This is a genomic window from Zunongwangia sp. SCSIO 43204 (assembly GCF_019904275.1).
Taxonomy (GTDB): Bacteria; Bacteroidota; Bacteroidia; order Flavobacteriales; family Flavobacteriaceae; genus Zunongwangia; species Zunongwangia mangrovi.
This window is the reverse complement of the sequence record NZ_CP063204.1, coordinates 2,341,486-2,368,174: the sequence shown is the minus strand read 5'-3', so window position 1 is coordinate 2,368,174 and position 26,689 is coordinate 2,341,486. Positions and strand designations below refer to the sequence as shown.

Sequence of the window (26,689 nt, the reverse complement as noted above, 5' to 3'; positions counted from 1 at the left end):
GTATGAAACATAAAACTACTCAATTCCTTTACAGCTTTTCATTTATTATCATTTTAATGTATAGCTCATCTATTCTGTTCGCTCAAGAACAACAAATGGTAATAAGAGGTACTGTAATTGATGAAAATACTAAAGAACCTGTTGCAGGCGCTACAATCATAGAACAGGATAAAGAAAAAAGAACAATAACTGGCGTTGTTAGTGATTTTGATGGAAATTTTGCAATAAAAATTAAGAACAGTAGTAATAATTTATCTGTCTCAATTCTTGGATATGAGTCCAAAACCTTACCTATTACAAACGAAAGACAAATAACTATCGAATTAAAATCTTCAATTGATCAACTTGATGAAGTAAGAATCAGTATGCAAAAAAAAGCAACGGAAACAGGTCTTTTAAATATTGCAGAGCGTAATCAAACTACAAGTGTAGTAACAGTCGAGGCTAGTGATATAGAAACTTCACAGGCAGCGTCTATCGACGAGGCATTACAAGGCCGAATGCCTGGTGTAGATATCGTTGCGACGAGTGGTGACCCTGGTGCTGGAATGCAAATCCGAATTCGAGGAACTTCATCCATTACCGGATCTTCAAATCCACTTATCGTTGTCGATGGTATGCCATATGAAACTGAAGTTCCCGATGATTTTAACTTTGGTAGTGCTGATGCTCAGGGCTATGCTGCTTTGTTAAATATTGCACCAACTGACATAGAAAACATTAGTGTTTTAAAGGATGCTGCTGCCACAGCTATGTGGGGGGCTCGAGCAGCTGCTGGTGTTTTAATTATAAATACAAAAAGAGGGTCTGTAGGTAAACCAAGAATAGGATATACTTTCCGAGGAACATATTCTGAATTACCAAAAACAATTCCTATGCTAAACGGTGATCAATATTCACAATTGATCCCTGAAGCTTTTATGAATAGAAACGGTGTTCCCCTAAATACGCTTACTACGAAAGAATTTCAGTACGATCCTCAAGAAGTATATTTCTACAAAAATTATGGAAATAACACTAACTGGATAGATGCAGTAACACAAACAGGACTAACAGGAGAGCATAATCTCTCCTTACAAGGTGGAGGAGAAAAAGCTCGATATTTTACTTCGGTTGGTTATTATGACTCGAAAGGAGTGGTTAAAGGTACAGGTTACCAAAGAATTAATGGAAGATTAAACCTAGACTATGTAGTTTCGGATAGAATAAGATTCAAAACTGATATTGCTTATACTCATAATAATACAGATAGAAATTATGAAAATATAACTGGTGAAGCCTACACCAAAATGCCAAATATGAGTATCTATGAATTCAATGAACAAGGAGAACTTACTCCTAACTATTTTACTCCAGCTCAGAATATTCAGGGATTATACCCTGGTACTTTTAATCCATTAGCCATGGCTGAATATGCTACAAATGAGCAAGTAAGTGAACGAATAGTTCCGCATTTCAACCTTAATGTAGAACTCATACCAAAACGATTGATCTCTACGTTCGATCTACAATTTGACTTTAATAGTACAAAAACAAAAACTTTTCTACCGCAAATAGCTACTGGAAGACCTATTACAGAAACAGTTGTGAACAGGGCTTCTGATGCAGATGTTGACGTTACCAGTGTAACAACAAAAACAAATTTCATTTATACTCCAGACTTTGGTGAAGATCAGGACTTACAAGCAATATTATCTCTGCAAACTAATGATTATAGGTATGAATCACATAATGCAATGACCTCAAATACAGCTTCATCCTTTCTCACAGATCCTTCAGTTCCCTCTAGAACACAAAACTCAACTCTAGATTTAAATGCCAGAAGTTTACAATCAAGAAACGTTGCTGGATTAATTAACGCTCAATATAGCTTATTAGATAGATACATTGTTAATGCTGGAGTTCGAGCAGATGGAAACTCTAAGTTTGGCCCAGCAAACCGTTATGCGGTATTTCCATCTATTTCATCAAGATGGAGAGTTTCTGGAGAACCTTTTATGGAACAATATGACTGGATCGACGATTTAAGTGTTCGAGCGAGTTATGGTCAATCTGGACGAGCTCCCAGTAATGATTATGGATACTTTAGTAACTATACAAATTATAATACACAATACTTAGGATATAATGGAGTCTATCCATCCAATATTCAACTAACTAATTTAAGATGGGAAACTCTAACTGGTAAAAACCTAGGTTTTAACCTTCAAATGTTAGATCGCAGAATTATTTTAGATGTTGATTTGTATCAAAATACAACCGAAGATTTAATATTTAGAAATCTTGATTTAACAACTGTTTCAGGCTACAGCAATATTGACAGAAATGTAGGTACAATAGACAATCAAGGCTGGGAAATTGGTCTCTACACGACCCCTATTAAAACTGATAAATGGAATGTAGACTTTAATTTTAATATTGCTCATAACCAAAACGTTATTCGTGAGATATCGGAATATTTTCCCAATGAAAGTGGAAATGTTACAGTTAACGGTGAGTTCAAAAGGTTTTTACAAATAGATAATCCGTTTGGATCTTTTTATGGATACCGTTTTAAGGGAGTATATCCTGATCTAGAATCAACACAGGCTAAAGATGCTAATGGAAACGTAATAACAGGTCCTAATGGTCAGATAGTATATATGCGCTTTAACTATCCTAACACTGATTATATTTTTCAGCCAGGAGACGCGATATATGAAGATATCAATAAAGATGGTAATATAGACAGCAGAGATGTAGTATATCTTGGTAATAGTAACCCTAAGTTTGTTGGCGGTTTTGGTCCAACAGTTACATTGAACAATCAATTCAAACTGCTATTGTATTTTACATATAGACTTGATTTCGATGTTGTAAATGGTACTGATATGGTCACTACTAATATGTATAATTGGGATAATCAAAGTACAGCAGTACTTTCCAGATGGCGCAACCCGGGTGATCAAACAGATATTCCCAGAGCTATTAACGGAGCAGGCTACAACTGGCTTGGTTCTGATAGATATGTAGAAGACGCATCTTTTTTACGTTTCAGATCTGTCACATTTAGCTATAATTTTAGTAAATCTTTTCTGAAAAATTTAAATATGAATGATGCAAGAATATATATAACAGCAGATAATCTTCTAACATTCACAAAATATAGAGGTCAAGATCCTGAAGTAAGACTACCCGGAGGTGATCCTTTTGATATGTCTATAGACTACTCTAGAACTCCTCCTACTCGTCGCTTATCGTTAGGTATTACTACAAGGTTTTAATAATAATAATGTTATGAAAATAAAAACAATACTCATATTAGTTATCGCTTTATCCACTATATCATGCAACGACTATTTAGATCTTAGGCCCCCAAATGGTACTGTAAGACAAGAATTCTGGAAAACTAAAGAAGATGTTCAAGCAGCTGTAATTGGTATTTACTCTGAAATGGTAAGTAATCAAGACTTTGCCGAACGCCTTTTCATTTACGGCGAATTAAGGGGAGATATGGTTATACCAGGACAAAATGCATCCGATAACCAAATTTTTCTAAATACAACAAACATTCTATCAACCAATGCGTTAACAGACTGGGGAATGTTTTACAGAATAATTAATTTTTGTAATACGGTAATAGACCTTGCGCCTCAGGTTCTAGAAGAAGACCCAACACTAGATGAAGAAGAGCTAGAAGGTTATCTTTCTGAAGCTTTAGCTATCAGAGCATATTTATATTTCACATTAGCGAAAACATTTAAAGATGTACCGTTAAAATTAGATGCCACTTTAAATGATAATGATAACTTTCAAATTCCAACTTCATCACAGGAGGAAGTTTTTCTTCAAGTAATCGAAGACCTTAACCAAGCTGAAGAATATTCTATATCAGACTATGGTAATTTAGCAGAAAATAAGGGACGAATTACCACATATGCAATTAATGCTATGCAGGCAGATGCTTATTTATGGCTTAATGATTTTACAAATGCTCTTGATGCAACCAATAAAGTTATAGAATCTGGTAACTTCGAATTAATCCCTGCCAGTAACAGCTGGTTTGGAACCGTATTTGGCGAGGGTAACTCTAGTGAAAGTATTTTCGAACTTCAATTTAGTGATGAAAATTTAAACTCATTCATTAATGTATTTTTACAAAGAGCAGAATATAGAGCTTCAAGTAGAGCTGTCACTGAAGTCTTTGGAATAGATAGACAAAACCCTGAAAACCAAGACATAAGAGGCGAGAGAGCTTCTATAGTAGCCAGTGGTGCTGAAATCTATAAGTTTATAGGATTAAACAGTGAGCAGCGTAAAACAACTACTACTTCAAACACACACTGGTTTTTCTATAGATACTCAGAGGTTCTTTTAATGAAAGCTGAAGCTTTAAATGAATTAAATCGCGGAGAAGAAGCAATTGCTATTGTCGAAGAAATAAGAGAAATAAGAGAGGCTATAGAAATCACAGAGCTTAATCCTGCAGCTAATGATAAAACAAGTATTTCAGATTATATTTTAGCTGAAAGATCTAGGGAACTAGCTTTTGAAGGAAAACGCTGGTTTGATGTTTTAAGAGTTGCTAGAAGAGATAATTATGCGCGACTTGATCTAATCTTAAGTATGGCGCTCTCTAGCGCCCCACCTAACCAGCAACAGTCAATACTAAATAAACTGCAAGACCCTAATAGCCACTATTTACCAATTAACCAAAATGAGCTTTATACGAATAAACAATTGGTGCAAAATCCATTCTATAACTAAAAAATTTAGCCATGAAAATATTAAAACATAAGATCTTTTATATTCGACTTCTATTAGTTATTTTCTGTTTAGTTCATTCAAGCTGCACGAATGAAAAATATAAAGAATCTACAGACGAAACAGTTAATATTACAGAGTATCTTAAAAACAATGAGGAAAATTATTCACTCTTTCTAGATATTCTAGAAATTAGCAATTATGCCTCATTTCTAAACACTTATGGCACCTATACATTATTTTTGCCTACAAATGAAGCTATTGATAATTATATAGAAGAATCTGGAGCTAACACTCTTGAAGAGTTAAACATAGAAAACTTACAGGAACTTGTAAAACTTCATATCCTTGAAACTAAAACATTTACAACAAATTTTAATGATGGTAAAATAGCTACGGCAACAATGCAAGGGCAATTTTTGGTTACTGGCGCTACTAATAATGAAGGGAACTCCTCTATTGTTGTTAATAAGGAATCACGTATAATACAATCAAATATTGAAGTTGGAAATGGTATAATCCATGTAATTGACAAGGTACTACCAATTGCGACCAATACATTAGCTCAAGAAATTGAATCCAGAGAAGAACTATCTATATTTACACAGGCATTAAAAGAAACTGGATGGTATGACTTCCTCAATCAACCAATTACTTACGACCAAGATAGTATTTCTAGCCATCTTTCAATAATTGCTCAAACAAATAACGTTTTTGCTTCTTCAGGCTTCAATACCTATCAAGAGTTAAAAAATCGTTATAGCAACTTAGATAATCCTGCTAATCCAGAAGACAGTTTAAATCTATTTGTAGCATATCGTATACTACCGGGACTTAAATATGTAGCAGATTTAGTCACTTCACCTGCACATAATACTGAAGCTCCTCAAGAAGTAATAGGAATAAAATTAGCCCAAGATACGGTTCTAATTAACGAGCAAACCTTTAATGGTATTTTAGAAAAAGGTGTGCCTTTAAATCGAGATCAAAGCGATATTACAACAACTAATGGAGTTATTCATTTAGTTAAAGAAAATTTTGAAATAAAAAAGCGATTCCCGTATCCTGTTTACTTTGATCCTGGTGATCAACCTGAGATAAGAAGATTAGCTTCTGTTTTTAGAATTCCTGGACAAAATGCTTCATTCTCTCAAGAAGATCTACAAGATGTTGACTGGGAAGGAAGTAATGAAATTTCTTATCGAGTAGACACACCAGGAGGAGGAACTTATGGTCATGGTTATTTTGCTGACGTCATAGAAATACATAGGCTTAGAGATGGGTATATTAATAACCTTACATTTACCACTCCGGTTATTATAAAAGGAACTTACAAAATATGGGTGTCCTATCGCGCTGCTCCTAGCGCACCAACAAATGTTCAGGTTTATTTCAATGATGAAGCACTTTCTAGACAAATTAATTTTACTGAATACGGTAATACAAGTCAGCCAGAACGCGTACTGGAATCACAAGGATACAAGATCCCAGTTTCCCCACAAACAAATAGGTTTAATTCCAGACTATTAGGTATTGTAAATGTTGAAAGTACAGGAAGGCATAAAATTAGGTTTAATTCATTGTCTTCTGCTGGTCAACAAACATGGATCGACGTGATCGAATTTAGACCAATTGAAATGGATCAAATTTACCCAAGATTTTCGCCCAACGGTCTAGTTGAAGAATAAAAGTACTATAGATAAAACTATAATTAAAAAAGAATGATAAATTCAAATAACTATATTAAACTAATCTTTATTTGGTTTCTAGTGATCATAATTTCTGGCTGTTCAGATCCATGGAATGATCGCATAGATGATTCAGAAAATAATCAGATAAAGCAGAATCTAAGTGAACAACTCGTTAGTAACCCTGAAACATCTCAATTTGGACAATTGCTTAGAGAAACAGGCTATGATAGTATACTTAACTCTTCAAAGACATATACAGTTTGGGTTCCTAATAATGAAGCAATGAATCAAGTAGATGAAAACCTTTTATCTGATATAGAACAAAGTCGCTTATTCATAAAAAACCATATTGCTTTATCTACATTTACATCTACGAGCAATTTAGATACAGTGACAGTTCATATGCTTAATGATAAATATTTGCAATTCATAAATGGAAATAAAATCGATGAATCTCAACTAATTACTTCAGATCATTACGCAAGTAATGGAATCTTTCATACTATTAACCAAGCATTAGTACCTAAATTAAATATTTGGGAATATCTAATGGAAAATATAAGTGACTATGAAGTAAGTAATTATCTAGAGACTTTAGATGATTTTAATATTTACCATAGAGCAGATAGTATAGCTAAGGCAAATCCAGAAGCTCAAAATATTTATGCAGACTCACTTACTAACTCATATCTTTTTAATGTATACAATCTAAACAATGAAAGAAATAAGTATACATTTTTTTTAATGGAGGATGATATTTTCATTGAAGAAACGAACAAGTTAAAACCATATTTAAATAAAGGACAGACAGATTCTACTGAAGTTTTTGCAAAATATTTCAATCTTCGAGACTTGAGCTTTCAGCAAATTTTTGCTAGAGAGAATCTGCCTGATACTCTAACTTCCCAATTTGGTGTAAAAATACCTATTAATAAGCAGCAAATAATTGAAGAAATACCATTAAGTAACGGAATAATTTATCGCATGAGCTCTTTGAATATTCCTTTAAATTCAAGATTAGTAACAACAATTATACAGGGAGAAGAACCAAATAGTTTTAGTAGAAATGATCGAGAAGAATTCATTTTCTATCGGGAAAAATCAGATCCTAATGGAAATATAGTTAATGACATAATGGTTAGAAATCACGGTATTGCTCGATTTTCTATTAACTATAGTGCTAGAGATATGTACAGTACAACCTATCAAGTTTATTGGAGGGCAGTAAACGATATTCAGAGCAATACCTTTCAACAACAGTTAAGAATAGGTGGAAGGAGGTCTAGCGTAGAAGGGGAGGAATCTAATATTATTGATCCTATCACAACTCTACCTTATACAAATGTTCCTCCAGACATTTACGAAGAAGTTTATGTAGGTGAATTTACACTCGAACAAGCTGGTAATATTGATTTTATATCTCTGATTGCCGCTAATACAGGTTCAAATGGTAATAACACTTTAACACTGGATTATCTTAGGTTAGTTCCTGTAATTCAATAAATTCATTTTAAATAAATTAATTATTATGCAAAAATTTTTACAACTAACCTGCTTTATAAGCATGTTTTTTGTGGGAACACTTAGAGAAAATCTCTATGCACAAATAACTGAGAATATCAGCAATACTGAAGACACTCTTTCTTCTCCTGAAAAAGGAATTTTAGTTAAAGGTATTGTAAGGGATGCTAAAACAGGAATAGGAATTTCAGGTATTAATTTAGCATCAGCTACTTTTGCCACGGCAATAACCAAAGATGATGGCACATTCAGTATTAATGTTCCACATCTGGATGCATTATTGAGCATAAACGGACAAGAGTATCAATCGAAAGTACATCCATTAAAAAAACAAACGAATAACATTGAAATTTTTCTTTTTGAAAAAAATTACTCGCAATTTTATCAAAAACCTGACCTACAAGTAGCTGAAAAATTTCAATTTGAAAATTCAAAAGCAACAACTGTAACAGCTTTTGAAGATACTCAATGGGGTAATCCAGTACAAGAATCTGTTAGCAATTTTCTGCAAGGAAAAATAGCAGGTTTAAATATTGTTAGAAAATCTGGTGTACCAGGATCAGGAAGCTATCTTACATTACGGGGTATCAATTCAATTTATGGATCTAATAAGCCTTTAATTATAGTAGACGGGATGATTTATGATGATGAAGACTATGGCTCAGGGATTATTCAAAATTATAGTTCTTCACCTTTATCCGACATAGATGTTAAAGATATTGAAGATGTTACAGTAATAAAAGACGGCTCTGCATTATATGGTACCAAAGGAGGTAATGGAGTAATAATTATAACTACTACTCGACCTAATCAACTAAGTACAAAAATAGATTTTACCATGTATGGTGGGGTAAATCAAAGTCCAGATGAACTGCCTATTCTGGAAGCTTCAGATTATCGCACCTATCTCTCCCAAATATTTTCAACTCAAGAAAATGGAAGAGAATTACTAGAAAATCAGGTTTGGATGATAGATGATACGGAAAATGAAAACTACCATCGCTATCATAATAATACCAATTGGCAAAATAAAATATATAGAACCGGTGTAAATCAAAACTATTATTTAAAAATTAGAGGAGGTGATGATATCGCTAAATATGGGTTATCAGTAGGCTATCTTAAAAGCGATGGCGTTATGGCTAAAAATGACTTAGAGCGCTATAATATGCGTTTAAATGCATCTCTACGTCTTACAGAGGCTCTTTCTATGGATGCTAGATTTTCTTTTGTTCGAAATATTCAAAATCAGTTTGATCAAGGATTAGCCTATAAAACAAATCCACTATATCTAGCATTAACTAAAGCTCCTTTTACAACTACTAATGCGGTAAATGAGGAAGGAGAGGTCTCTCCTAACCTTGCTGATGTTGATACGTTAGGAGTAGGTAACCCAATCTCTATATTAGAAAATGGTATAGGTAGAAATGAAAATTACAGATTTTTTGGAAACTTGCATTTTAAATATACTTTCAACGAAAATTTTGCTGCTAATACAATTCTAGGTCTAACCTATGATAAAGAACGTGAGAACTTTTTTATTCCAGGCCAGGGAATTGCAGATATTACTTTGCCTACTGCAATCGCAGATAACAGAAGTGGTAGTGAGGTTCAACGTCTATACACTCTTTTTACTGACACTTATTTAGATTATAATAATATATTTAATCATAGGAATTCTATTGATATTAGACTAGGATTTCGTACTCAATCAAATGAATCTGAAAGTGATTTAGGATTGGGATATAACTCGGCTACAGATGATTTTACGAGTGTGGGAGCAGGAAGCAACTTACTAAGATACGTAGGCGGTCATTTAGGAGAGTGGAATTGGCTTAATGCATATTTTACTACTAAATATAACTATCTCTATAAATACTATTTAACACTAAACGCATCACTTGATGGCTCAAGTAGATTTGGAAATGAAATCCAAAAGAGTAGTATTACAATAGGAGAAAATAGCCTCTCCACTTTAGCATCGATATCAGGCGCATGGATCTTATCTTCAGAACCTTTCTTTAAAAATGCTAAAGCTTTAAATCTATTAAAATTAAGAGCTACACTAAGCTTTAGTGGAAATGATGATATTGGAAATTTTACAGCACAAAAATACTATATATCACAAAACCTCCTTGGATTACAAGGCTTGGTAAGAGGAAATATCGGGAACCCAGAGTTGAAATGGGAAACAGTAAGAAAATTAAATTTCGGAACAGATATTTCAATTTTTAAAGAACGATTGAATATCAGCTTTGATATATATAAAAATCAAACAAAAGATATGATTACTTACGAGTCATTAAATAATGCAACAGGTTTTGAATATATGGTAACCAATAGTGGGGAAATGAAAACTACAGGTGCTGAATTAAGTTTGAATGCTCGAATCATTAACAATAGTGAACTAAATTTTGACCTGGGAGTAAATATCGGTAAATATGAAAATGAAATGACTGCACTTCCTGGCGATCCTATTCTTACCAATTTTGGCCAGGCTACGTACATTACAGCAGTAGGTTACGAGGCTAATCTATTTTATGGATATAAAACAAATGGTGTGTATTCCTCTACTTCTGAAGCTGAAAATGAGGGCTTATCAAAAAGAATGAGTAATGGAGAATTAATACCATACAGTGGAGGAGACATGCGTTTTGTTGATGTTAATGGAGACCTGATTATTGATGAGAATGACCGTACTATAATCGGAAATCCAAATCCTGAATTTTCCGGTAGTATAAGCACAAACATTAGTTGGAAAAAATTTGATCTTCAAGGATTATTCACATTTTCAGTAGGAAATGATATTTATAACTCATTGAGACATAATTTAGAAAAAATGGACGGCTATGAAAATCAAACTGTTGCAATTAATAATAGATGGAGAACTGAAGGACACAAAACAAATATTCCTAAAGCTACATGGGGGGATCCATTAGGGAATTCCAGTTTTTCAAATAGATGGATAGAAGACGGTTCATACCTTAGATTAAAGACACTAGTCATAGGTTATAATTTCAATATTAATAACGAAGGTTATATAAAATATGTAAGACTTTATGCTACCGGAAATAATCTCTTAACATTTACAGATTATCTTGGTTACGATCCAGAATTTAGTGCTACGAATTCCATTTTCGGCCAAGGAGTGGATATTGGTTTAACACCACAATTTAGGAGTGTTCAATTAGGATTACGCCTAGGATTATAAAAAAATAATATTATGAAACTTAAACAAAAATATAATCTCTTTAGTTTTTTTACATTAATTATATCAGCTGCTTTATTTATTTCTTGTAGTGACTATTTAGAAGTCGAACCTAAGGATAGACTAGTAGAAGAACAGGCTTTTCTTGATGTTTACGACGCAGATGCTGCCGTAATAGGCATATATGGAAAATTTTTGACTATAGCGGATAAGTATGTTATTTTAAATGAGTTAAGAGCAGACCTTTTGAGCACCACTATGAATTCTGAACCTCAATTGAATGAAATTCAGATTCATGAAGTAAGTGAAAATAACTCTTATGCTAATCCCAGGGAGTTCTACGAATTGATAAATAATTGCAATGATGTACTAAGAAATTTCGATATTATGCTGTCTCAAAATCGTCTCACAGAAAACGAATATGAGCAAAGGTATTCCGATATAGGTGCGCTTCGATCTTGGTTATATTTACAAGTAGGAATTCACTATGGTAACATACCTTACATTACTGAACCAATAGAAAATATTGATGATGTAAAAAATAGAAGTAGATATCCGCGAATTTCATTTGATCAGCTGTTAGATGAATTGATTAATTTCACGAATACACTGTCTTATTTACCTCCCTATTCATCAGAAAATTCTATAATTACAGATATAGACGGACACAATACCAGTAAATTTTTTATTAATAAGGAATGTTTATTAGGAGATATTAACTTATGGAAAGGTAATTACACTGAAGCTGCTTCGCATTATAAAAATGTTATGAACAGTACTGACGATTGGGATATATATAGAATGCCTTTCTCATTTCCTAATGCAGAAGGGATTGCTGTAGAGTATCTTAGATATAGAGATCAGGATACAAGATCTCTTATAAACTCGAAAACAGATGGATGGGGGAGTATGTTTGTACGGGATCGAGATGATCTATGGAATACAGAATGGATATGGTCTCTTCCATTTGATTCTAACTTTAGTCCTGAAAATCCATTCATAGATTTATTCTCAATGCAGGGCGGAGAATATCAATTAAAGCCATCTCAACAAATCATTAATTTATGGAATAATCAAACTCAGCTTAATGGATTTCCTTACGACGCCAGAGGAAGAAGATTTAGTTATTTCACGGTTAACGAGCAACCTGTAGTTAAGAAATACCTTTATAATTATATAGATTTAGAAACACAAATGCCTGTCGATATATTTAACCGTGATGGTCGATGGTATCTATATAGAGCAGCAAAAATGCATCTACGTTTTGCCGAGGCCGCTAACAGGGATGAGGAACATCGACTTGCTAATGCATTACTTAATAGTGGAATTCAATCAGCTTATACGGTTGAAGGTGCTATAGATAAAACAGATATAGAACAAACACACTTACCATTCCCTTATGATTTTGATGCTCGAAACGGTGATTTTCCTAGGTATAGATCAACCTGGCATAGAAATACAGGTGTGAGAGGTAGAGCATATGTTAGACCTGTACCTGTAGTAGGAGATAGCTTAATCTCAATAGAGAATAATATAATAGAAGAGGCTGCTCTCGAATTGGCTTTTGAAGGCAATAGATGGGGTGATTTGGTTCGGATTGCTTTACGACGTAATGATCCATCATTCTTAGCAGATAAAATTTACTCAAAACTGGCAGCTGAGAACAATCCGCAAGCTACTTCAATTAGATCTAAACTAATGAATCCTAATAATTGGTATTTACCCTTTGAATGGGAAACAGAAGAAGAATAAAAAAGACCAAAGGAAAGTTTTAATACAACAGACCTAATAAAAAGAATATGAAAACTATACAAAATAAATTATTAAAATTGCTATTGATCTCTTTGGTATTCAATTTATTGTCTTGCGATACCGATGATTACCCTTTATCAATAAACAGTGATAATCAATCGCTATCCCCTATAAAATCTCTAGAATTACGATCAGGAAACAGCATGGTGCTTTTAGAAGGATTTATTGATGATCCCAATGTATCTGAGATCAAGATCTCATGGAATGACAATGCTGGCTCTATAACAGTACCGGTTAGTACATCAACAGAAATTGATACTATTCAAGAAATAATTGGTGACTTAGAGGAGCGTCTATATATCTTCGAAGTTCAATCTTTTGACGAATCAGGTAACAGTTCTAAAATTATTTCAGGAGGAGTAGAAGTTTATGGGGCTCAATTTATTAGTCGTTCTACAAATCGAGAATTGAGTTCCAGTGCACTTCTAGATGAAAGATTAGAAATCAATTATGCTCCTGTAGATCTTAGTAGTGGAATAATTGGAACAGAATTAATTTATGAAAATACATCTGAAGAAAACATAGAAATTTTCATAGATCCAAATCAAAACTCACTAATTATTCCAGATTTTAAAAGCGGTTCTTCATATAGCTATCGAACTGCTTACGTTCCTTCACTAACAGCTCTTGATACTGTCTATACTGAATACACTAATTTTACACCTGTACCTATTCCTATGATCACTTTTATAACAGATGATTCTAATGATGATGAGCAAATTAATTGGCTTAGGGATCAAGGTTTTTATGTTTCTACCTATTATAATTCAACATTAAGTACAGCATCACAGGAAGATATAGATATGTTAAACAATGCAGATTTAATTATAATAGGACGTAGCGGTAGTTCTGGAGACTTTGGAGGTGATCAAAAAACTTATTGGAATTCTTTAACTGCTCCGTTAATTCTTAATACTCAATGGGCTGCTCGTTCTAATAGACTTAATTGGTTTGATAATGCAGGGAATCCAATAGCATATACTCCTGGAAATGATGATATTGTTAATGCACATCTTCCTATACCTACAGATTTAGTATTTAACGATATTAATATAATGGAAAATAATTCAATTCCTTGGTTACACACGCCTGTAAACCTACTTTATTTAAACAACCCCACTAACGGTGAAATTTTAGCGTCAAGTTTACCTGGTGATGCTGATAATGAAAATGGTGGAGCTATTCTATTTGTAAGATTTTCAGCAGACACAGAATTTTATGATGGTGCTGGTGAGTCGGCGGCTGGAATCAGAACATATTTTGGATTTGGAAGTGATGTAGATGGTACATCATATTACTTCCCACTTACTGAACAAGCTAAACAGGTATACTTAAACGAAATAAATAGAATGCTCCAATAAAATAAAAACAACAGTGTCTTGATATTTGAATTGGCTAATGAACTAATATTTGATAAAATCTTCCAATATTAGTTCTTATTTTATTTTTCTTTGATAGCATGAAATATATTCAGGCAAGTACAGGACACAAAAACTTAATTTTTACAGCATTTTAGTGTAAATTTCACTACTATGACATTAAGAACTTTACGACAGTTACTCATATTATCGATTTTTATCATTTTTTCTTGTAAAGAAACTGATAAAAAAATTGAATCAGAAAAAACGAGTGATCCCCTGGCCTGGATTGATAAGGTTGGGGCTAAAAATGTAGATTTTCAGGATAAAACCTATTGGGTAAACGATTTTGGAGCTAAAAACGACTCTACTTCATTGAGTACAGAGGCTATTCAAAAAGCAATTGATGAATGTGCTGCAAATGGAGGCGGAAAAGTTTCTTTTAAACCTGGTATTTATCTTTCAGGATCGATATTCGTTAAAAAAGGGGTTCATTTTAATATTCCTGAAGGTGCAGAATTAAGAGGAAGTGAAAATATAGAAGATTACCCTGAAATTGATACCAGAGTTGCAGGCATTGAAATGAAATGGCCAGCTGCATTAGTGAATGTTAACAATCAAAAAGATGTTCTTATAGACGGCGCCGGTATTGTAAATGGCCAGGGAAAAGTTTTTTGGGATTATTATTGGAATCTTAGAAAAGAATACGAGCCAAAAGGTTTACGTTGGATTGTAGATTACGATGCAAAAAGACCAAGAACAATTCTAATTTCAGATTCAGAAAATATAACTCTTAAAGAATTAAATATTCAAAAAGCCGGTTTTTGGACGGTACAGGTTCTCTATTCAAAATATGTTACAGTAGATGGATTAACCATCAGAAATAATATTGGCGGGCATGGCCCAAGTACAGATGGTATAGATATCGATTCGTCTGAATGGATTTTAGTTGAAAACTGCGATATCGACTGTAATGACGATAACTTTTGTTTAAAAGCTGGTCGTGACTGGGATGGACAGCGCGTAAATAAACCAACCCAATATGTTGTAATTAGAAACTCTATTGCAAGAGCAGGCTCTGGATTATTTACCATAGGAAGTGAAACCGCTGGTGATATTCGTCACGTTTATGCTTCAAATATAAAAGGTTTAGGTACTAAAAACGGGTTAAACATCAAATCTGCAATTACCCGAGGTGGTACAGTAGAAGATGTTCATCTTGAAAATATTGAAATGGATAGTGTTCGAACTTTTGTGGAAGTTTCCATGAACTGGAATCCAAGTTATAGCTACTCAAAACTTCCCGAAGCTTACGATATAGATTCAGTTCCTAAAAGATGGAGAACACTTTTAAAAGAAGTTGAACCATCTAAGGGGATACCTACTTTTAAGAATATCACTCTTAAAAACATAGACGTAAGCGGCGCAAAAAGAGCAATTAATGTTAACGGTTTAGAAAATTCTTATATCACAGATGTTAGCATGGAGAATGTACACATACAGGCAGAAACCGCAGGACAGATAAATTACAGTAAAAACTGGCACCTAAATGATGTTAGTTTAAAGACAAATGATACTTCAAAAGTTAAAATTGAGAACTCACCAGGCGTTTCTATAGCAGATTCTCTTTATGTAAAATGAGTTTTTGAAACATTCCCTAATCGGTACTATTAGTGGTTTAAGCTAATAATAGTACCGATTTTTAATTGTAAAAAACACATTTTTACACCTGCTTTCTTAAATATATCGCAGTACAGTACAGGATACGTGAACTTTATTTTAAAAATATATTTGAAATAAGAGAATATAAAAATCACCTATCCAAAATGAAAAATTACTATGCTAAAAGCTTTTTAATAGTTTTGATGCTTTTCCTCAGTGCGATAAGTTTTGCGCAGGAAAAAACTATTAGTGGGATTGCCAGAGATGCTAACAATCTCCCAATGCCGGGTGTAAATGTTTTTATAAAAGGAACGGATACTGGTACTCAAACCGACTTTGATGGACAATACACATTAACAGCCTCTCCCGGCGATATTATCGTGTTTTCATTTATCGGAACGAAAACGATTGAAAGAACTGTAGGATCTGAAGACGAGATAAATGTAGTTATGGAAGATGACACAGATAGTCTGGAAGAAGTTGTTGTAGTTGGTTATGGTACTCAGAAAAAATCTGATTTAACAGGTGCTGTTTCCAATGTAAGTTCTGAAGACTTAATGACACAACCTGTTAGTAATGCTTTTCAGGCCTTACAGGGTAAAGCTGCCGGTGTAGATATCACCAGTAGTGAAAGGCCAGGTACTATTGGTTCTATTAGAATTCGTGGTAACAGGTCCTTAACCGCAAGTAACTCCCCACTTTATGTGGTAGATGGTGTACCATTGCTTTCTGCCTCGGCAATAGAAACAATAAACCCAAGGGATATCGAATCTATAGATATTTTAAAAGATGCATCTTCTACAGCAATATATGGATCCAGAGGTGCTAATGGGGTAATCATTGTAACCACTAAGCAGGGAAAAACTGGTAGATTTACATTAAACTATGCAGGTACTGTTACTACTTCAAATATTGTAGACAGATCACCTTCTATGAGTGCTACAGATTTTATTGAATTTAGAAGATGGGCTGCCTATAATCTGGATTCTGCTACTTATGCACATCCTAATTCACCAACAAGAGATAACGATGCTTTAATCTTCGATAGCCCATTAGATGGGCAAACCTCAAGAGATAATGTTTTACAAGGATGGCAAAACGGAAGTTTTGATGCTTCAAGAGTTAGAAATACAGATTGGACAGATTTTGTAACCCAAACAGGGATTTTGAGTGAGCACACTATTAGTGCAAGTGGAGGTACTGAAAAAATGAATGCCTACGCTTCCTTTGGGTATCTTAATAACGAAGGAACTCAAAAAGGTCAATTTTATGAAAGATATTCTACAAAATTAAGTGCAAGCATTACTCCGGTAGACTGGTTTACTTTTGATGCGAATCTTAATCTTTCTTGGAGCGAACAAGATTATGGTTTTTCTACTTTAGGAGGTAGAAGTGGGTCTGTTCCTAATGCAATTTATGGAGCTTCCAAAAGCATTTATAACTTCGCTGTACCTTATGATGCTGAAGGCAATCTGGTAATAAATCCTGGAGGAGAAACAACCATTTTTACAATTATAGATGAATGGAATAAAAGCACACAACAATCTGAAACCTTAAGAGCATTAGGAAGCATTTCTGCTACATTCGATATTGGCGAAATTATATCTCCACTTGAAGGTTTAAGTTATCAATTTAGATTTGGTCCCGATTTTAGACATTTTAGAGAAGGTGTTTATATCGACGGTACCTCATCTCACCGCATAAATTCAGATGGTAGTGAAGGTACAAACTTTGCCAGATTAAATAACCGTAGGGATTTTAGCTGGACCTTAGATAACATTATTAATTATAACCGCACTTTTGCTGAGAAACATAACCTGGGATTAACATTATTACAAACTGCATCTTCTTGGGATATAGAGAGCTCTAGCATGAGCGCAAATAACATTCCTTTAGATACCATGGAATGGTATAACTTTGGTGCAATAGATATTAGTAACCCAGACAATAATGTAGGTATAGGTTCTGGTTTAAGCGAGCGCCAATTAAGCTCCTACATGGTAAGAGCTAACTATGGTTTTGATGATAAATACCTGCTTACTGTTTCTGGCCGTTGGGATGGAGCTTCACAGCTTAGTGAAGGTAATAAATGGGACTTCTTCCCATCTGCTGCTTTTGCCTGGAAATTAGACAAAGAAAACTTCCTTCAAGACAGCGATTGGGTAAGTAATTTAAAATTAAGACTTGGTTTTGGTACTACGGGTAACTCGGCCGTTGGACCTTATCAAACATTGGGAGATATTACATCAATTTTCCTTCCGTTTAACGGGATGTCTAATCAAATGGGATATACCACAAACGAACCTTATTATTCCAGAGATCAACTTTCTATGGCCAACCCAAATTTGGGCTGGGAAAAAACCACACAGTATAACTTAGGTGTAGACTTTGGTTTATGGAAAAATAGGGTTTCAGGTAGTATCAACGTGTATAGATCCTTTACTTCAGATCTTTTAATGTCTGTAAATATTCCAACTCTAACAGGATTCCCTTCCACAATTGCCAATATTGGTAAAACTAATAACCGCGGATTTGAAATTTCCTTAGATGCAGTTCCGGTACATTCTGGTGATTTTTACTGGGAAACCAATATTAATGCCGCTTGGCAAAAAGATGAAATCGACGAGTTAGCCTATGGTGAAAATGATATGGTAGATAACCGGTGGTTTATTGGAGAGTCTATCGGAGTAATCTTTGGATATGATAATGATGGGCTTTGGCAGGATACACCAGAGGATCAGGCAGAAATGGCGAGGTGGAATGAAAACGGCTATAATTTTTCACCTGGTAATGTACGTCCAAAAGATCAGGACGGAGATTATGATATGACGGTTGACGATCGGGTAATCTTAGGAAATACTGCTCCTAGATGGACTTTAGGTTGGAACAACTCCTTTAGCTACAAAGGTATCGAGCTATCTACATTAATAATTTCAAGACTAGGCTATACAGCATCCTTAGGCGGTGAAGCTTTAACCGCTCATGCCAATCAAAGAGAAATAGATTACTGGACGCCAGATAATCCAGATGCAGAATTTCAAAAACCAATTTTAGGACAGGCTACATCAGGATCTCAGGATGATTTTTCTGGTCTTTTAGGTGTTAGAGATGCAAGCTTTGTTAAGATTAGAAATATTTCTCTAGGATATAATTTCTCGTCAGATTTCTGTTCAAAAATAGGACTAAGCAATCTTAAAATATATGCCCAGGCCGTAAACCCAGGTAGTATCTATCAGTCGGTAGACTGGTATGACTTTGATGTAAACTCAATGACCTTTAATAGAAGCTTTTCTATAGGCTTAGATCTAGGAATCTAAATTATTATTTGAAAAATGTCGAAGATTAATCTTACAAGTATGAAAACTAAAAGAACTTTAAATATATATAAAATCACTGCGATACTTATGGCTTTTGCCTTTGCATCCTGTGCAGACGATTTTTTAGAAGAAGAATTAAGAACCCAATATTCTACTGAATATTTTGAAACTGCTGAAGGCCTGGAAGATCTAACCCTTTCCCTTTACGGAAATATTAGATGGCACTTTGGATATGAATGGGCTTATGGTATCACTCTTTATGGTACAGATGAATTCACAAATGCCAACGACTTAACTAACGAAATGTGGAACACCTATGATAGCCGCTTAGGGCCACAGGGTGCTACTCCAGAAACAGGAGCCGCCAATGGTAATGCTACTTCTCCAGCTGCGCTTTGGGACCAGTTATACTACGGAATTTCTTCTGCTAATATTATAATTGCCAATGCAGATCTTATAGATAACACTGAAATTCGTAATCGTTGCCTGGCGCATGCATACTTTTTAAGAGGTTACAACTATTATCGTCTTGTTGCTCAATATGGCGGAGTGGTACTTCAGCTAGAACCTGCAACCGGTATTGTTAGAAATTTTGAAAGATCTACTGAAGAAGAATCCTGGGCTCAGGTAATTTCAGATTTCAGAAATTCTTACGAACTTTTTGAAGGTGAAAATTTCACTTATGGCCGTGGAGTAACCTGGACAAAAGCTACCGCTGCTCACTTTCTGGCAAAAGCTCTTTTATTTAGAGCATCAGAAAGAAATGACGACTGGAACTCTTCTTATGTAGAATCAGATCTTAATGAAGCTATCGAAGCTACAAGTTATGCTATTGGCGCAAGAGGCGGTTTAGCAAACGATTACCGTGACCTGTATGCTAACTGGACGGGTATAGATAGCGAGGCAGAACAACTGGACGAAATCTTAATGGCAGCAGCCCACAACGGAGATGCCTCTACAACCGGTAGATTTGGTAACCGTACCTATAGTTATTTTACACCACAATTTTCTGCATTCTCTGGCGGATGGGTAAGAAGAGGCGTTTGGATTGGAAGTATGGATTTTCAAAGATGTCGTCCTACAGAATATAGTTATGCAGTTTTCGATCATGTTAATGATTCTAGAATGTGGAAAACTTTTAAAACCGTTTATGGAATTAACAATATTGTAAACCCAGATTTAGGTTTAGAACTTGGTGACCCTGGTGTAGTAATGATCTTAAATACTCAGGATGATAACACGTATAACAACTATACTTTTGGCGCCAACGTACAAAACCCAAACTGGACAGATGATGCCGGTAGATTAGCAGAGTGGGATTTAGGTTCTCGCCAAACTCCTACTTCTGGTTCTTTAACTAACGAAGTTGGACAATTTGTACCAAACTCGTTAGTGCTTTATCAAAATGGTGAATATGTATCTCCTAACTTTAAAAGTACCGCAATATCTAACTTCTTTGCAGGAATTAATAAAACCGATGATGGTTCTCGTTTTGCTGAAAGAGGAGACGCACATAGAGATGTTACCATGGCAAGACTTGCAGAAACCTATTTAGTTAGAGCAGAATGTTATGCCAGATTAGGGCAATATGCCAACGCCATGACCGATCTTAATACCGTAAGAGAAAGAGCAGAATGGAAAAGTGGAGAGAACAGATCTTATTACGTAGATGGATCTCAGGCTTTTGAAAATAACTCTTTAAATACGGGTACGGCAGCAGATAATTATATCAATTCTAACCTGAATATGAATACGTATTACCTGTCTAATCCAGATATCGATGTAACTACAGAAGCTTCAGACTTAACATTAACATCATTTCCTAGCACTCTTCCAGAAGAAGACGAAAGGATAATGACGGCATTAGGAGTTTCTGGAGATTATCAACGTGCGCTTCATTTTATTTTAAATGAACGTACAAGAGAATTATTGGGTGAATGGCAGCGTTGGGAAACCCTATCCAGAACAGGAACATTAATTCAGCGTGCAAGAGCTTTTAATCCTCAGGCAACAGGAATTACTCCTAATAAGCATGAATTAAGACCTATTCCGCAAACATTTATTGATGGTTTATTAAATGATGACGGATCTAATTTATCACAATCTCAAAGAGATGCGTGGCAAAACCCAGGATATTAAGATTTGAATTAGTAATTTGATTCAGTTAGTAGTGTGTAACGCGGTAAGGTCTCAAAAGGACCTTATCGCTATTTTAATCCTAAGCAGTGAAATGCTGAAATTATAACTTTTCTACATGAAAAATTTATACTTAAAATCCCAAGATTGGTCATTTTTCTTTATTCTTTTATTTTCAGGAAGTGTTCTTGTAAATGCACAGAGTAATTCTTTTAAAAGTATTGATAGCAAAGGCAATACGTTAACGATTGAAACTTCTATAAATAACCTAAAAATTGAGTTTTGCACACCTTCAATACTTAGAATAAGATCTTCTAAAACAAAAGATTTTAAAGCAAACGAGCCATACATGGTAACTCGCTACAATTGGGATAAAGTAGATTTTAAGAAAGATGAAAATTCAGCAAAAATAAGCTACAAGACTTCAAAAATTAAACTTGAAATTCAAAAATCTCCATTCAAACTATCGATTTTCGATCTACAGGGAAACTTACTTTCCGAGGATGCTGTAAATCAAAAATCATCTTCAGAAACGATTACTAAAACTTCTAAAAAATTAAAGGATAACGAACACTTTTTTGGTTTTGGAGAGCGTATGGATTTCTTGGATAGACGCGGTAAATCTGTACACCTGGAAGTGGGGCGCGGTATTGGGAAACCTCACATTATTGGAGCCTACAATGTTTTAGAAGCCAACTATTCCCCTGTTCCGTTTTTTATGAGTACCAAAGGCTACGGAATTTTTTATCACACCAGCTATCCATCAGATTGGGATATGGGAAAAACAGATCCTGAGATTTACTCTTTCTCTTCTGAAGATCCTGAAGTAGATTACTACTTTATTTACGGGCCAGATCTTCCTAAAATATTAGATCATTATACCTCGATTACCGGTAAATCTCCCATGCTACCAAAATTTGCCATGGGATTACATGTTGGGACTTATAGCGGCGGAACCTGGGGACATGAAGAAGAAACCTCTGCAAATTATCCGGTTAGTTTAATTGAAAAATTTAGAAAATTTCAAATTCCTGTAGATGTATTGCATTTAGATTCTACCTAGCGAATGTTTGGTGAAAATGGCGGTAGCGGTGCGACAACTTTCGAGTGGCGTGAAACTTTTACGAATACTGAACAAATGTTCGATAGCCTTTACGCATTAAATCTAAATGCTGTTGGTTTGCACGTGCGTCCTAGATTTGATAATGGTAAAAAATTAAGATTATTAGATGATGCTCGTGAGGCGGGTTATGTATATCCTGAACCTAATAATAGCGGAGAATTTGTAAACTTTTTTGATGAAGATGCCGTGAATTGGTGGTGGGCGTGTAGCCGAACAAGGCGCTATGTTTTTTAAAACCGATGAAGGAAGCGCCTTTGGAAGAAAGGCAAACGAGAGTGACAAAACCGGTCCACAAGGCGAAGAAATTAAATCTCTTCATAATATTTTCCCTGTAGCCTATGCAAAAGCGCCTTTCACAAAATATCAGGAATACAACGGGATTAGAGGAATGAACCATACTCGCGAAGGTTATGCTGGTATTCAGCGCTATCCATTTATCTGGGCTGGAGACTGGCCTAGTGAATGGCAATATTTTGAACCGGTAATAAAAGCAGGATTAAACATCGGGATGTCTGGCGTTGGTTATTGGAGTCATAATATGGGCGGATTTGAACATGTGGCAGATCCAGAACTTTATATTAGATGGTGCCAGTTTGGATTTTTTAGCCCAATCGCTCATCTCTTTGGAATGGAACATCCTAATTACAAAGAGCCTTGGAATTATGGTGAAGAAGCACAAAAAATATTCAAACAATACGACGATTTTCGATATAGTTTAATTCCGTATATCTATAGCTCCGCTTACCAAAATCATAAAACTGGTTTGCCATTAATGCGTGCTCTGGTATTGGATTATCAGGACGATCCTAATGTTTACGAAATTACAGATCAATATCTTTTTGGAGATTCGATGATGATTTGCCCGGTAACAACCAAAGGTGCGCAAACACGAGTGGTGTATCTACCAGAAGGCGAATGGACAAATTATTGGACCGGCGAAACTTTTAAAGGAAAACAATATTTAAATGTGCTTTGCCCTATTGAAGAAATGCCAATTTTCATTAAAAGTGGCGCTATTATTCCATCACAGGAAGTACAGCAATTTGTTGGGGAGAAAGAGATTGAAACCATTACACTAGATGTTTATCCTGGTGTAGATTCTAAATTTTATCTTTATGATGACGACGGAAAAAGCCTGGATTACCAAAATGGAATTTTTAGTCTGACTAAAATTGAATTAGAATCTAATCCAAATTCAACAAAAATAAGCATCAATATTCCTGAAGGGAATTACAAGATCGAAAATAGAAACTACCTGGTAAAAGTTCATGGAAGCTTCAGCAAAACTAATGTACAAGCTGAAAATTCTTCCGAAGAAAATATTACTAGTTTTAAAATTTCAGGAAATAAAAATACTATTCTGGAACTCTATAAATAATGAAGTTTAGCACTAAGAATATCATTTTTGGATTATCTTTTTTGATCTTAGCTTTAGTTGCAAGCTGTAAAGAAAAAACTTCAGCAAAAACTGAAGAAAATCAAGATCAAAAAACACCAAATTTTGTAGTTATTATTGCTGATGATGCAGGATGGAATGATATTAGTTTTCATGGTTCAGAAATCAAAACTCCGAATATCGACAAACTTGCTAAAAACGGAATTCAGCTTAACCGATTTTATGTAAATCCAACCTGCTCACCTTCTCGTGCCAGTTTCCTAACCGGGATGCCCGCCAGCCGAATGGGAATTGTAGCACCAATTAGCGGGCGTAGTGAAAAAACCTTACCAGATAGTTCGGTAACGCTTCCGCAAGCGTTGAAAAAAGCAGGCTACAAAACTGCTTTAATGGGAAAATGGCATCTGGGTTTAAAACCAGAAAGCGGCCCAAAAGCTTATGGTTTCGATTATTCTTATGGCTTTTTACATGGGCAAATAGACCAGTATTCTCATCACTATAAAAATGGTGATCTTAGCTGGCATAGGCAGGGAAAGCTTATCGAAGAAGAAGGTCACGCAACAGATCTTATTACAAAGGAGGCTATAAGTTGGCTAAATGAAAACAAGTCACAAAATTTCTTTTTACAATTAGCATACAGCGCACCACATGTTCCATTGCAGGAACCCGAAGAATGGAAAAACAAGTATAATTTTATCGAAAATGAGTCCAGAAGAGATTATGCTGCTGCGATGTCTCATTTAGATGATGCTATTGGAAAAGTGCTAAAAAAATTAGAGCAGTTGAATCTAAGTGAAAATACCATTATTTTATTTTTAAGCGATAATGGCGCTCAGGAAAATTGGTTTCCTAACGAGCAATATGACGGTAAATATGGCCCTAACGATAAATTAGGGAGTAATGTACCGCTTCGAGATTTCAAAAAAAGTAATTATGAAGGTGCTATACGAGTGCCAGCAATTCTTTCATGGAATAAGAAATTTACTCAGGAAAAAATAGAATCTTATACCAGTATTATCGATTTAATGCCAACTTTTTTAGAACTGGCAAATTCTGAAATTCCGCAGCAGGTGGAAGGAAAAAGTATTCTTAAAAACATCCAAAATCAGAAAAATAATAATCACGAAATTTATGTGCGTGGGCATTTACAGGAAAGTTTTATTGAAAAACCCTGGAAATTGGTAAGAACTAGACATTTGAATGCTGAAACTGAATTTGAATTATTCAATATTGAAAAAGATCCTTCAGAAACGTCCAATCTTATCGAAAATGAGCCAGAAATTGTAGAAAAACTGAAGAAAAAACTCGAAAATGAATTCAGTAAAGACGCAAAAGAAGTAAATGTGCCTTTAAAATAGTAAACTACCTATTAACTACTCTCTTAAAAATTAAAAATGTATAAAAACCTTCTATTTTTATTGATTTTGGGCATTTCAACATCAATTTTTGCTCAAAAAAATATTGCTGAAAAACCACTATTTAGGGATCCTGTTCAGGACGGCGCTGCAGATCCAGTTATTATCTTAAATCATGAAACTAAAAATTATGTGATGTTTTATACCAATCGTAGGGCCAAAGCAGATTCGCTGCCAGGTGTTTCCTGGGTTCATGGTACTAAAATTGGTTATGCGACTTCTAAAAATGGTAGAGACTGGACATACGAAGATACTGCTAATTTCGAAGGCCAGCCACAAGATCAAAACGACTTAACTTTTTGGGCGCCAGATGTAATTTATCACGACGGAATTTATCATATGTATGTTACAATTGTTCCCGGAGTTTTTAAAGGCTGGTATCATCCAAGATATATTTCGCATTACACTTCTAAAAATCTAAAAGACTGGACGTATCAATCTGATCTTGATCTATCATCTAAGCGTTGTATCGATGCTTATGTTTTCGAAATGCAAGACGGCACTTTTAGAATGTATTATAATAATGAAAATGATAATAAATCGATCTATTTTGCAGATAGTAAAGATTTATATCATTGGGAGGATAGCGGTAAAAAAGTGGTGAGTACGCGCGGGGAAGGCGCAGTAGTTTTTCAGTGGAAAGATACCAATTGGATGATTATTGATTCGTGGAATGGTTTAAGCGTTTTCCAATCTGATGATCTTGTAAACTGGAAAAAACAAGAAGAACGAATTCTGGAAAAACCGGGTACAGGAAAAGACGATAAAGTAAAAGGTGGTCATGCAGATGTTATTGTTCAGGATGGTAAAGCTTATATCTTCTATTTTACTCATCCCGAAAGAACACCTGAGAATAAAGGTGTAGATGAATATCATACAAGACGAAGTTCTATTCAGGTGGCCGAATTGCAATATGAGAACGGAAAAATAACCTGCGACAGAGATCAACCTGTCCGTTTAAATTTAAAACCAAAGCGAAAATGAAAACAGTAGCTTTTAAAATGAAATTAAAGCCAGGCTTTGAAGCTGAATATAAAAAAAGACACGATGAAATTTGGCCAGAGCTTTCTCAACTTCTTAAAGAAGCCGGTATTTCTGAATACCACATCTTTTTAGACGAAGAAAATCTAGATCTTATTGGCATACAAAATCTCAGCGAAAATTCTACTGAAGCTAAACTTCCAGAGCATCAGATCATGAAAAAATGGTGGGATGATATGGCTGATATTATGGAAACTAATCCAGATAACTCCCCCAGATCAAAGATGTTAAAGTCAGTATTCTACATGAAATAGCTAATATATCAT

Annotated in this window: 16 protein-coding genes; all 16 read left to right on the top strand. The window is 34.7% G+C overall.

The annotated features are described in order from the left end of the window. Positions 1 to 2 precede the first annotated feature (2 nt). The 16 genes from INR75_RS10390 to rhaM all read left to right on the top strand — a co-directional run bounded on the left by INR75_RS10390 (position 3) and on the right by rhaM (position 26,677). Complete coding sequence (locus INR75_RS10390; protein WP_084842988.1) at positions 3 to 3,263, top strand: SusC/RagA family TonB-linked outer membrane protein; 3,261 nt, start codon at positions 3 to 5, stop codon at positions 3,261 to 3,263. A gap of 13 nt (positions 3,264 to 3,276) precedes the next feature. Next, positions 3,277 to 4,746 carry a RagB/SusD family nutrient uptake outer membrane protein gene (locus tag INR75_RS10385; protein WP_084842987.1) on the top strand — a complete coding sequence of 490 codons (1,470 nt, stop codon included), beginning with the start codon at positions 3,277 to 3,279 and terminating at the stop codon, positions 4,744 to 4,746. An 11-nt stretch (positions 4,747 to 4,757) separates the two neighbouring features. Beyond that, positions 4,758 to 6,431, top strand: coding sequence for a fasciclin domain-containing protein (locus INR75_RS10380; RefSeq protein WP_223088739.1), 1,674 nt, complete (start codon positions 4,758 to 4,760; stop codon positions 6,429 to 6,431). 33 nt (positions 6,432 to 6,464) lie between these two features. Next, positions 6,465 to 7,937 carry a fasciclin domain-containing protein gene (locus INR75_RS10375; protein ID WP_223088738.1) on the top strand — a complete coding sequence of 491 codons (1,473 nt, stop codon included), beginning with the start codon at positions 6,465 to 6,467 and terminating at the stop codon, positions 7,935 to 7,937. A 25-nt stretch (positions 7,938 to 7,962) separates the two neighbouring features. Then, on the top strand, positions 7,963 to 11,166 hold the full coding sequence (locus INR75_RS10370) for a SusC/RagA family TonB-linked outer membrane protein (protein ID WP_223088737.1): 3,204 nt from the start codon (positions 7,963 to 7,965) through the stop codon (positions 11,164 to 11,166). 12 nt (positions 11,167 to 11,178) lie between these two features. Further along, positions 11,179 to 12,915, top strand: a complete 1,737-nt coding sequence (locus INR75_RS10365; protein WP_223088736.1) for a RagB/SusD family nutrient uptake outer membrane protein — start codon at positions 11,179 to 11,181, stop codon at positions 12,913 to 12,915. A gap of 47 nt (positions 12,916 to 12,962) precedes the next feature. Next, the gene (locus tag INR75_RS10360; protein WP_223088735.1) at positions 12,963 to 14,336 is read left to right on the top strand and encodes a DUF4998 domain-containing protein; all 1,374 of its coding nucleotides are present in this window, start codon (positions 12,963 to 12,965) and stop codon (positions 14,334 to 14,336) included. Positions 14,337 to 14,507: 171 nt separating this feature from the next. Further along, entirely contained in the window at positions 14,508 to 15,974 is a 1,467-nt protein-coding gene (locus tag INR75_RS10355; protein ID WP_223088734.1) for a glycoside hydrolase family 28 protein, read from the top strand. Positions 15,975 to 16,159: 185 nt separating this feature from the next. After that, positions 16,160 to 19,312, top strand: a complete 3,153-nt coding sequence (locus INR75_RS10350) for a TonB-dependent receptor (RefSeq protein ID WP_223088733.1) — start codon at positions 16,160 to 16,162, stop codon at positions 19,310 to 19,312. Between the two features lie 39 nt (positions 19,313 to 19,351). Further along, a complete protein-coding gene (locus INR75_RS10345) occupies positions 19,352 to 21,451 on the top strand; it encodes a RagB/SusD family nutrient uptake outer membrane protein (protein WP_084842979.1) in 2,100 nt (699 codons plus the stop codon). 115 nt (positions 21,452 to 21,566) lie between these two features. Then, entirely contained in the window at positions 21,567 to 22,511 is a 945-nt protein-coding gene (locus INR75_RS10340; RefSeq protein ID WP_223088732.1) for an alpha-glucosidase domain-containing protein, read from the top strand. Between the two features lie 3 nt (positions 22,512 to 22,514). Next, positions 22,515 to 22,805, top strand: a complete 291-nt coding sequence (locus tag INR75_RS10335; RefSeq protein ID WP_223088731.1) for a TIM-barrel domain-containing protein — start codon at positions 22,515 to 22,517, stop codon at positions 22,803 to 22,805. Beyond that, positions 22,795 to 23,949, top strand: a complete 1,155-nt coding sequence (locus INR75_RS10330; RefSeq protein WP_223088730.1) for a TIM-barrel domain-containing protein — start codon at positions 22,795 to 22,797, stop codon at positions 23,947 to 23,949. Before INR75_RS10335 ends, INR75_RS10330 begins: the two co-directional genes overlap by 11 nt. Then, the gene (locus INR75_RS10325; RefSeq protein ID WP_223088729.1) at positions 23,949 to 25,325 is read left to right on the top strand and encodes a sulfatase-like hydrolase/transferase; all 1,377 of its coding nucleotides are present in this window, start codon (positions 23,949 to 23,951) and stop codon (positions 25,323 to 25,325) included. Before INR75_RS10330 ends, INR75_RS10325 begins: the two co-directional genes overlap by 1 nt. A gap of 36 nt (positions 25,326 to 25,361) precedes the next feature. Beyond that, positions 25,362 to 26,366: a family 43 glycosylhydrolase gene (locus INR75_RS10320; protein ID WP_223088728.1), complete on the top strand. Its 1,005-nt coding sequence runs from the start codon at positions 25,362 to 25,364 to the stop codon at positions 26,364 to 26,366. Then, positions 26,363 to 26,677: an L-rhamnose mutarotase gene (gene rhaM / locus INR75_RS10315; RefSeq protein ID WP_223088727.1), complete on the top strand. Its 315-nt coding sequence runs from the start codon at positions 26,363 to 26,365 to the stop codon at positions 26,675 to 26,677. The genes INR75_RS10320 and rhaM overlap by 4 nt, the downstream gene beginning before the upstream one ends. The last annotated feature ends 12 nt before the right edge of the window (positions 26,678 to 26,689 follow it).

Excerpts from the sequence above, each read along its gene's own strand:
- INR75_RS10390 (WP_084842988.1), top strand. The coding sequence starts at position 3 with ATGAAACATAAAACTACTCAATTCCTTTACAGCTTTTCATTTATTATC.
- INR75_RS10385 (WP_084842987.1), top strand. The coding sequence starts at position 3,277 with ATGAAAATAAAAACAATACTCATATTAGTTATCGCTTTATCCACTATA.
- INR75_RS10380 (WP_223088739.1), top strand. The coding sequence starts at position 4,758 with ATGAAAATATTAAAACATAAGATCTTTTATATTCGACTTCTATTAGTT.
- INR75_RS10375 (WP_223088738.1), top strand. The coding sequence starts at position 6,465 with ATGATAAATTCAAATAACTATATTAAACTAATCTTTATTTGGTTTCTA.
- INR75_RS10370 (WP_223088737.1), top strand. The coding sequence starts at position 7,963 with ATGCAAAAATTTTTACAACTAACCTGCTTTATAAGCATGTTTTTTGTG.
- INR75_RS10365 (WP_223088736.1), top strand. The coding sequence starts at position 11,179 with ATGAAACTTAAACAAAAATATAATCTCTTTAGTTTTTTTACATTAATT.
- INR75_RS10360 (WP_223088735.1), top strand. The coding sequence starts at position 12,963 with ATGAAAACTATACAAAATAAATTATTAAAATTGCTATTGATCTCTTTG.
- INR75_RS10355 (WP_223088734.1), top strand. The coding sequence starts at position 14,508 with ATGACATTAAGAACTTTACGACAGTTACTCATATTATCGATTTTTATC.
- INR75_RS10350 (WP_223088733.1), top strand. The coding sequence starts at position 16,160 with ATGAAAAATTACTATGCTAAAAGCTTTTTAATAGTTTTGATGCTTTTC.
- INR75_RS10345 (WP_084842979.1), top strand. The coding sequence starts at position 19,352 with ATGAAAACTAAAAGAACTTTAAATATATATAAAATCACTGCGATACTT.
- INR75_RS10340 (WP_223088732.1), top strand. The coding sequence starts at position 21,567 with ATGAAAAATTTATACTTAAAATCCCAAGATTGGTCATTTTTCTTTATT.
- INR75_RS10335 (WP_223088731.1), top strand. The coding sequence starts at position 22,515 with ATGTTTGGTGAAAATGGCGGTAGCGGTGCGACAACTTTCGAGTGGCGT.
- INR75_RS10330 (WP_223088730.1), top strand. The coding sequence starts at position 22,795 with ATGTTTTTTAAAACCGATGAAGGAAGCGCCTTTGGAAGAAAGGCAAAC.
- INR75_RS10325 (WP_223088729.1), top strand. The coding sequence starts at position 23,949 with ATGAAGTTTAGCACTAAGAATATCATTTTTGGATTATCTTTTTTGATC.
- INR75_RS10320 (WP_223088728.1), top strand. The coding sequence starts at position 25,362 with ATGTATAAAAACCTTCTATTTTTATTGATTTTGGGCATTTCAACATCA.
- rhaM (WP_223088727.1), top strand. The coding sequence starts at position 26,363 with ATGAAAACAGTAGCTTTTAAAATGAAATTAAAGCCAGGCTTTGAAGCT.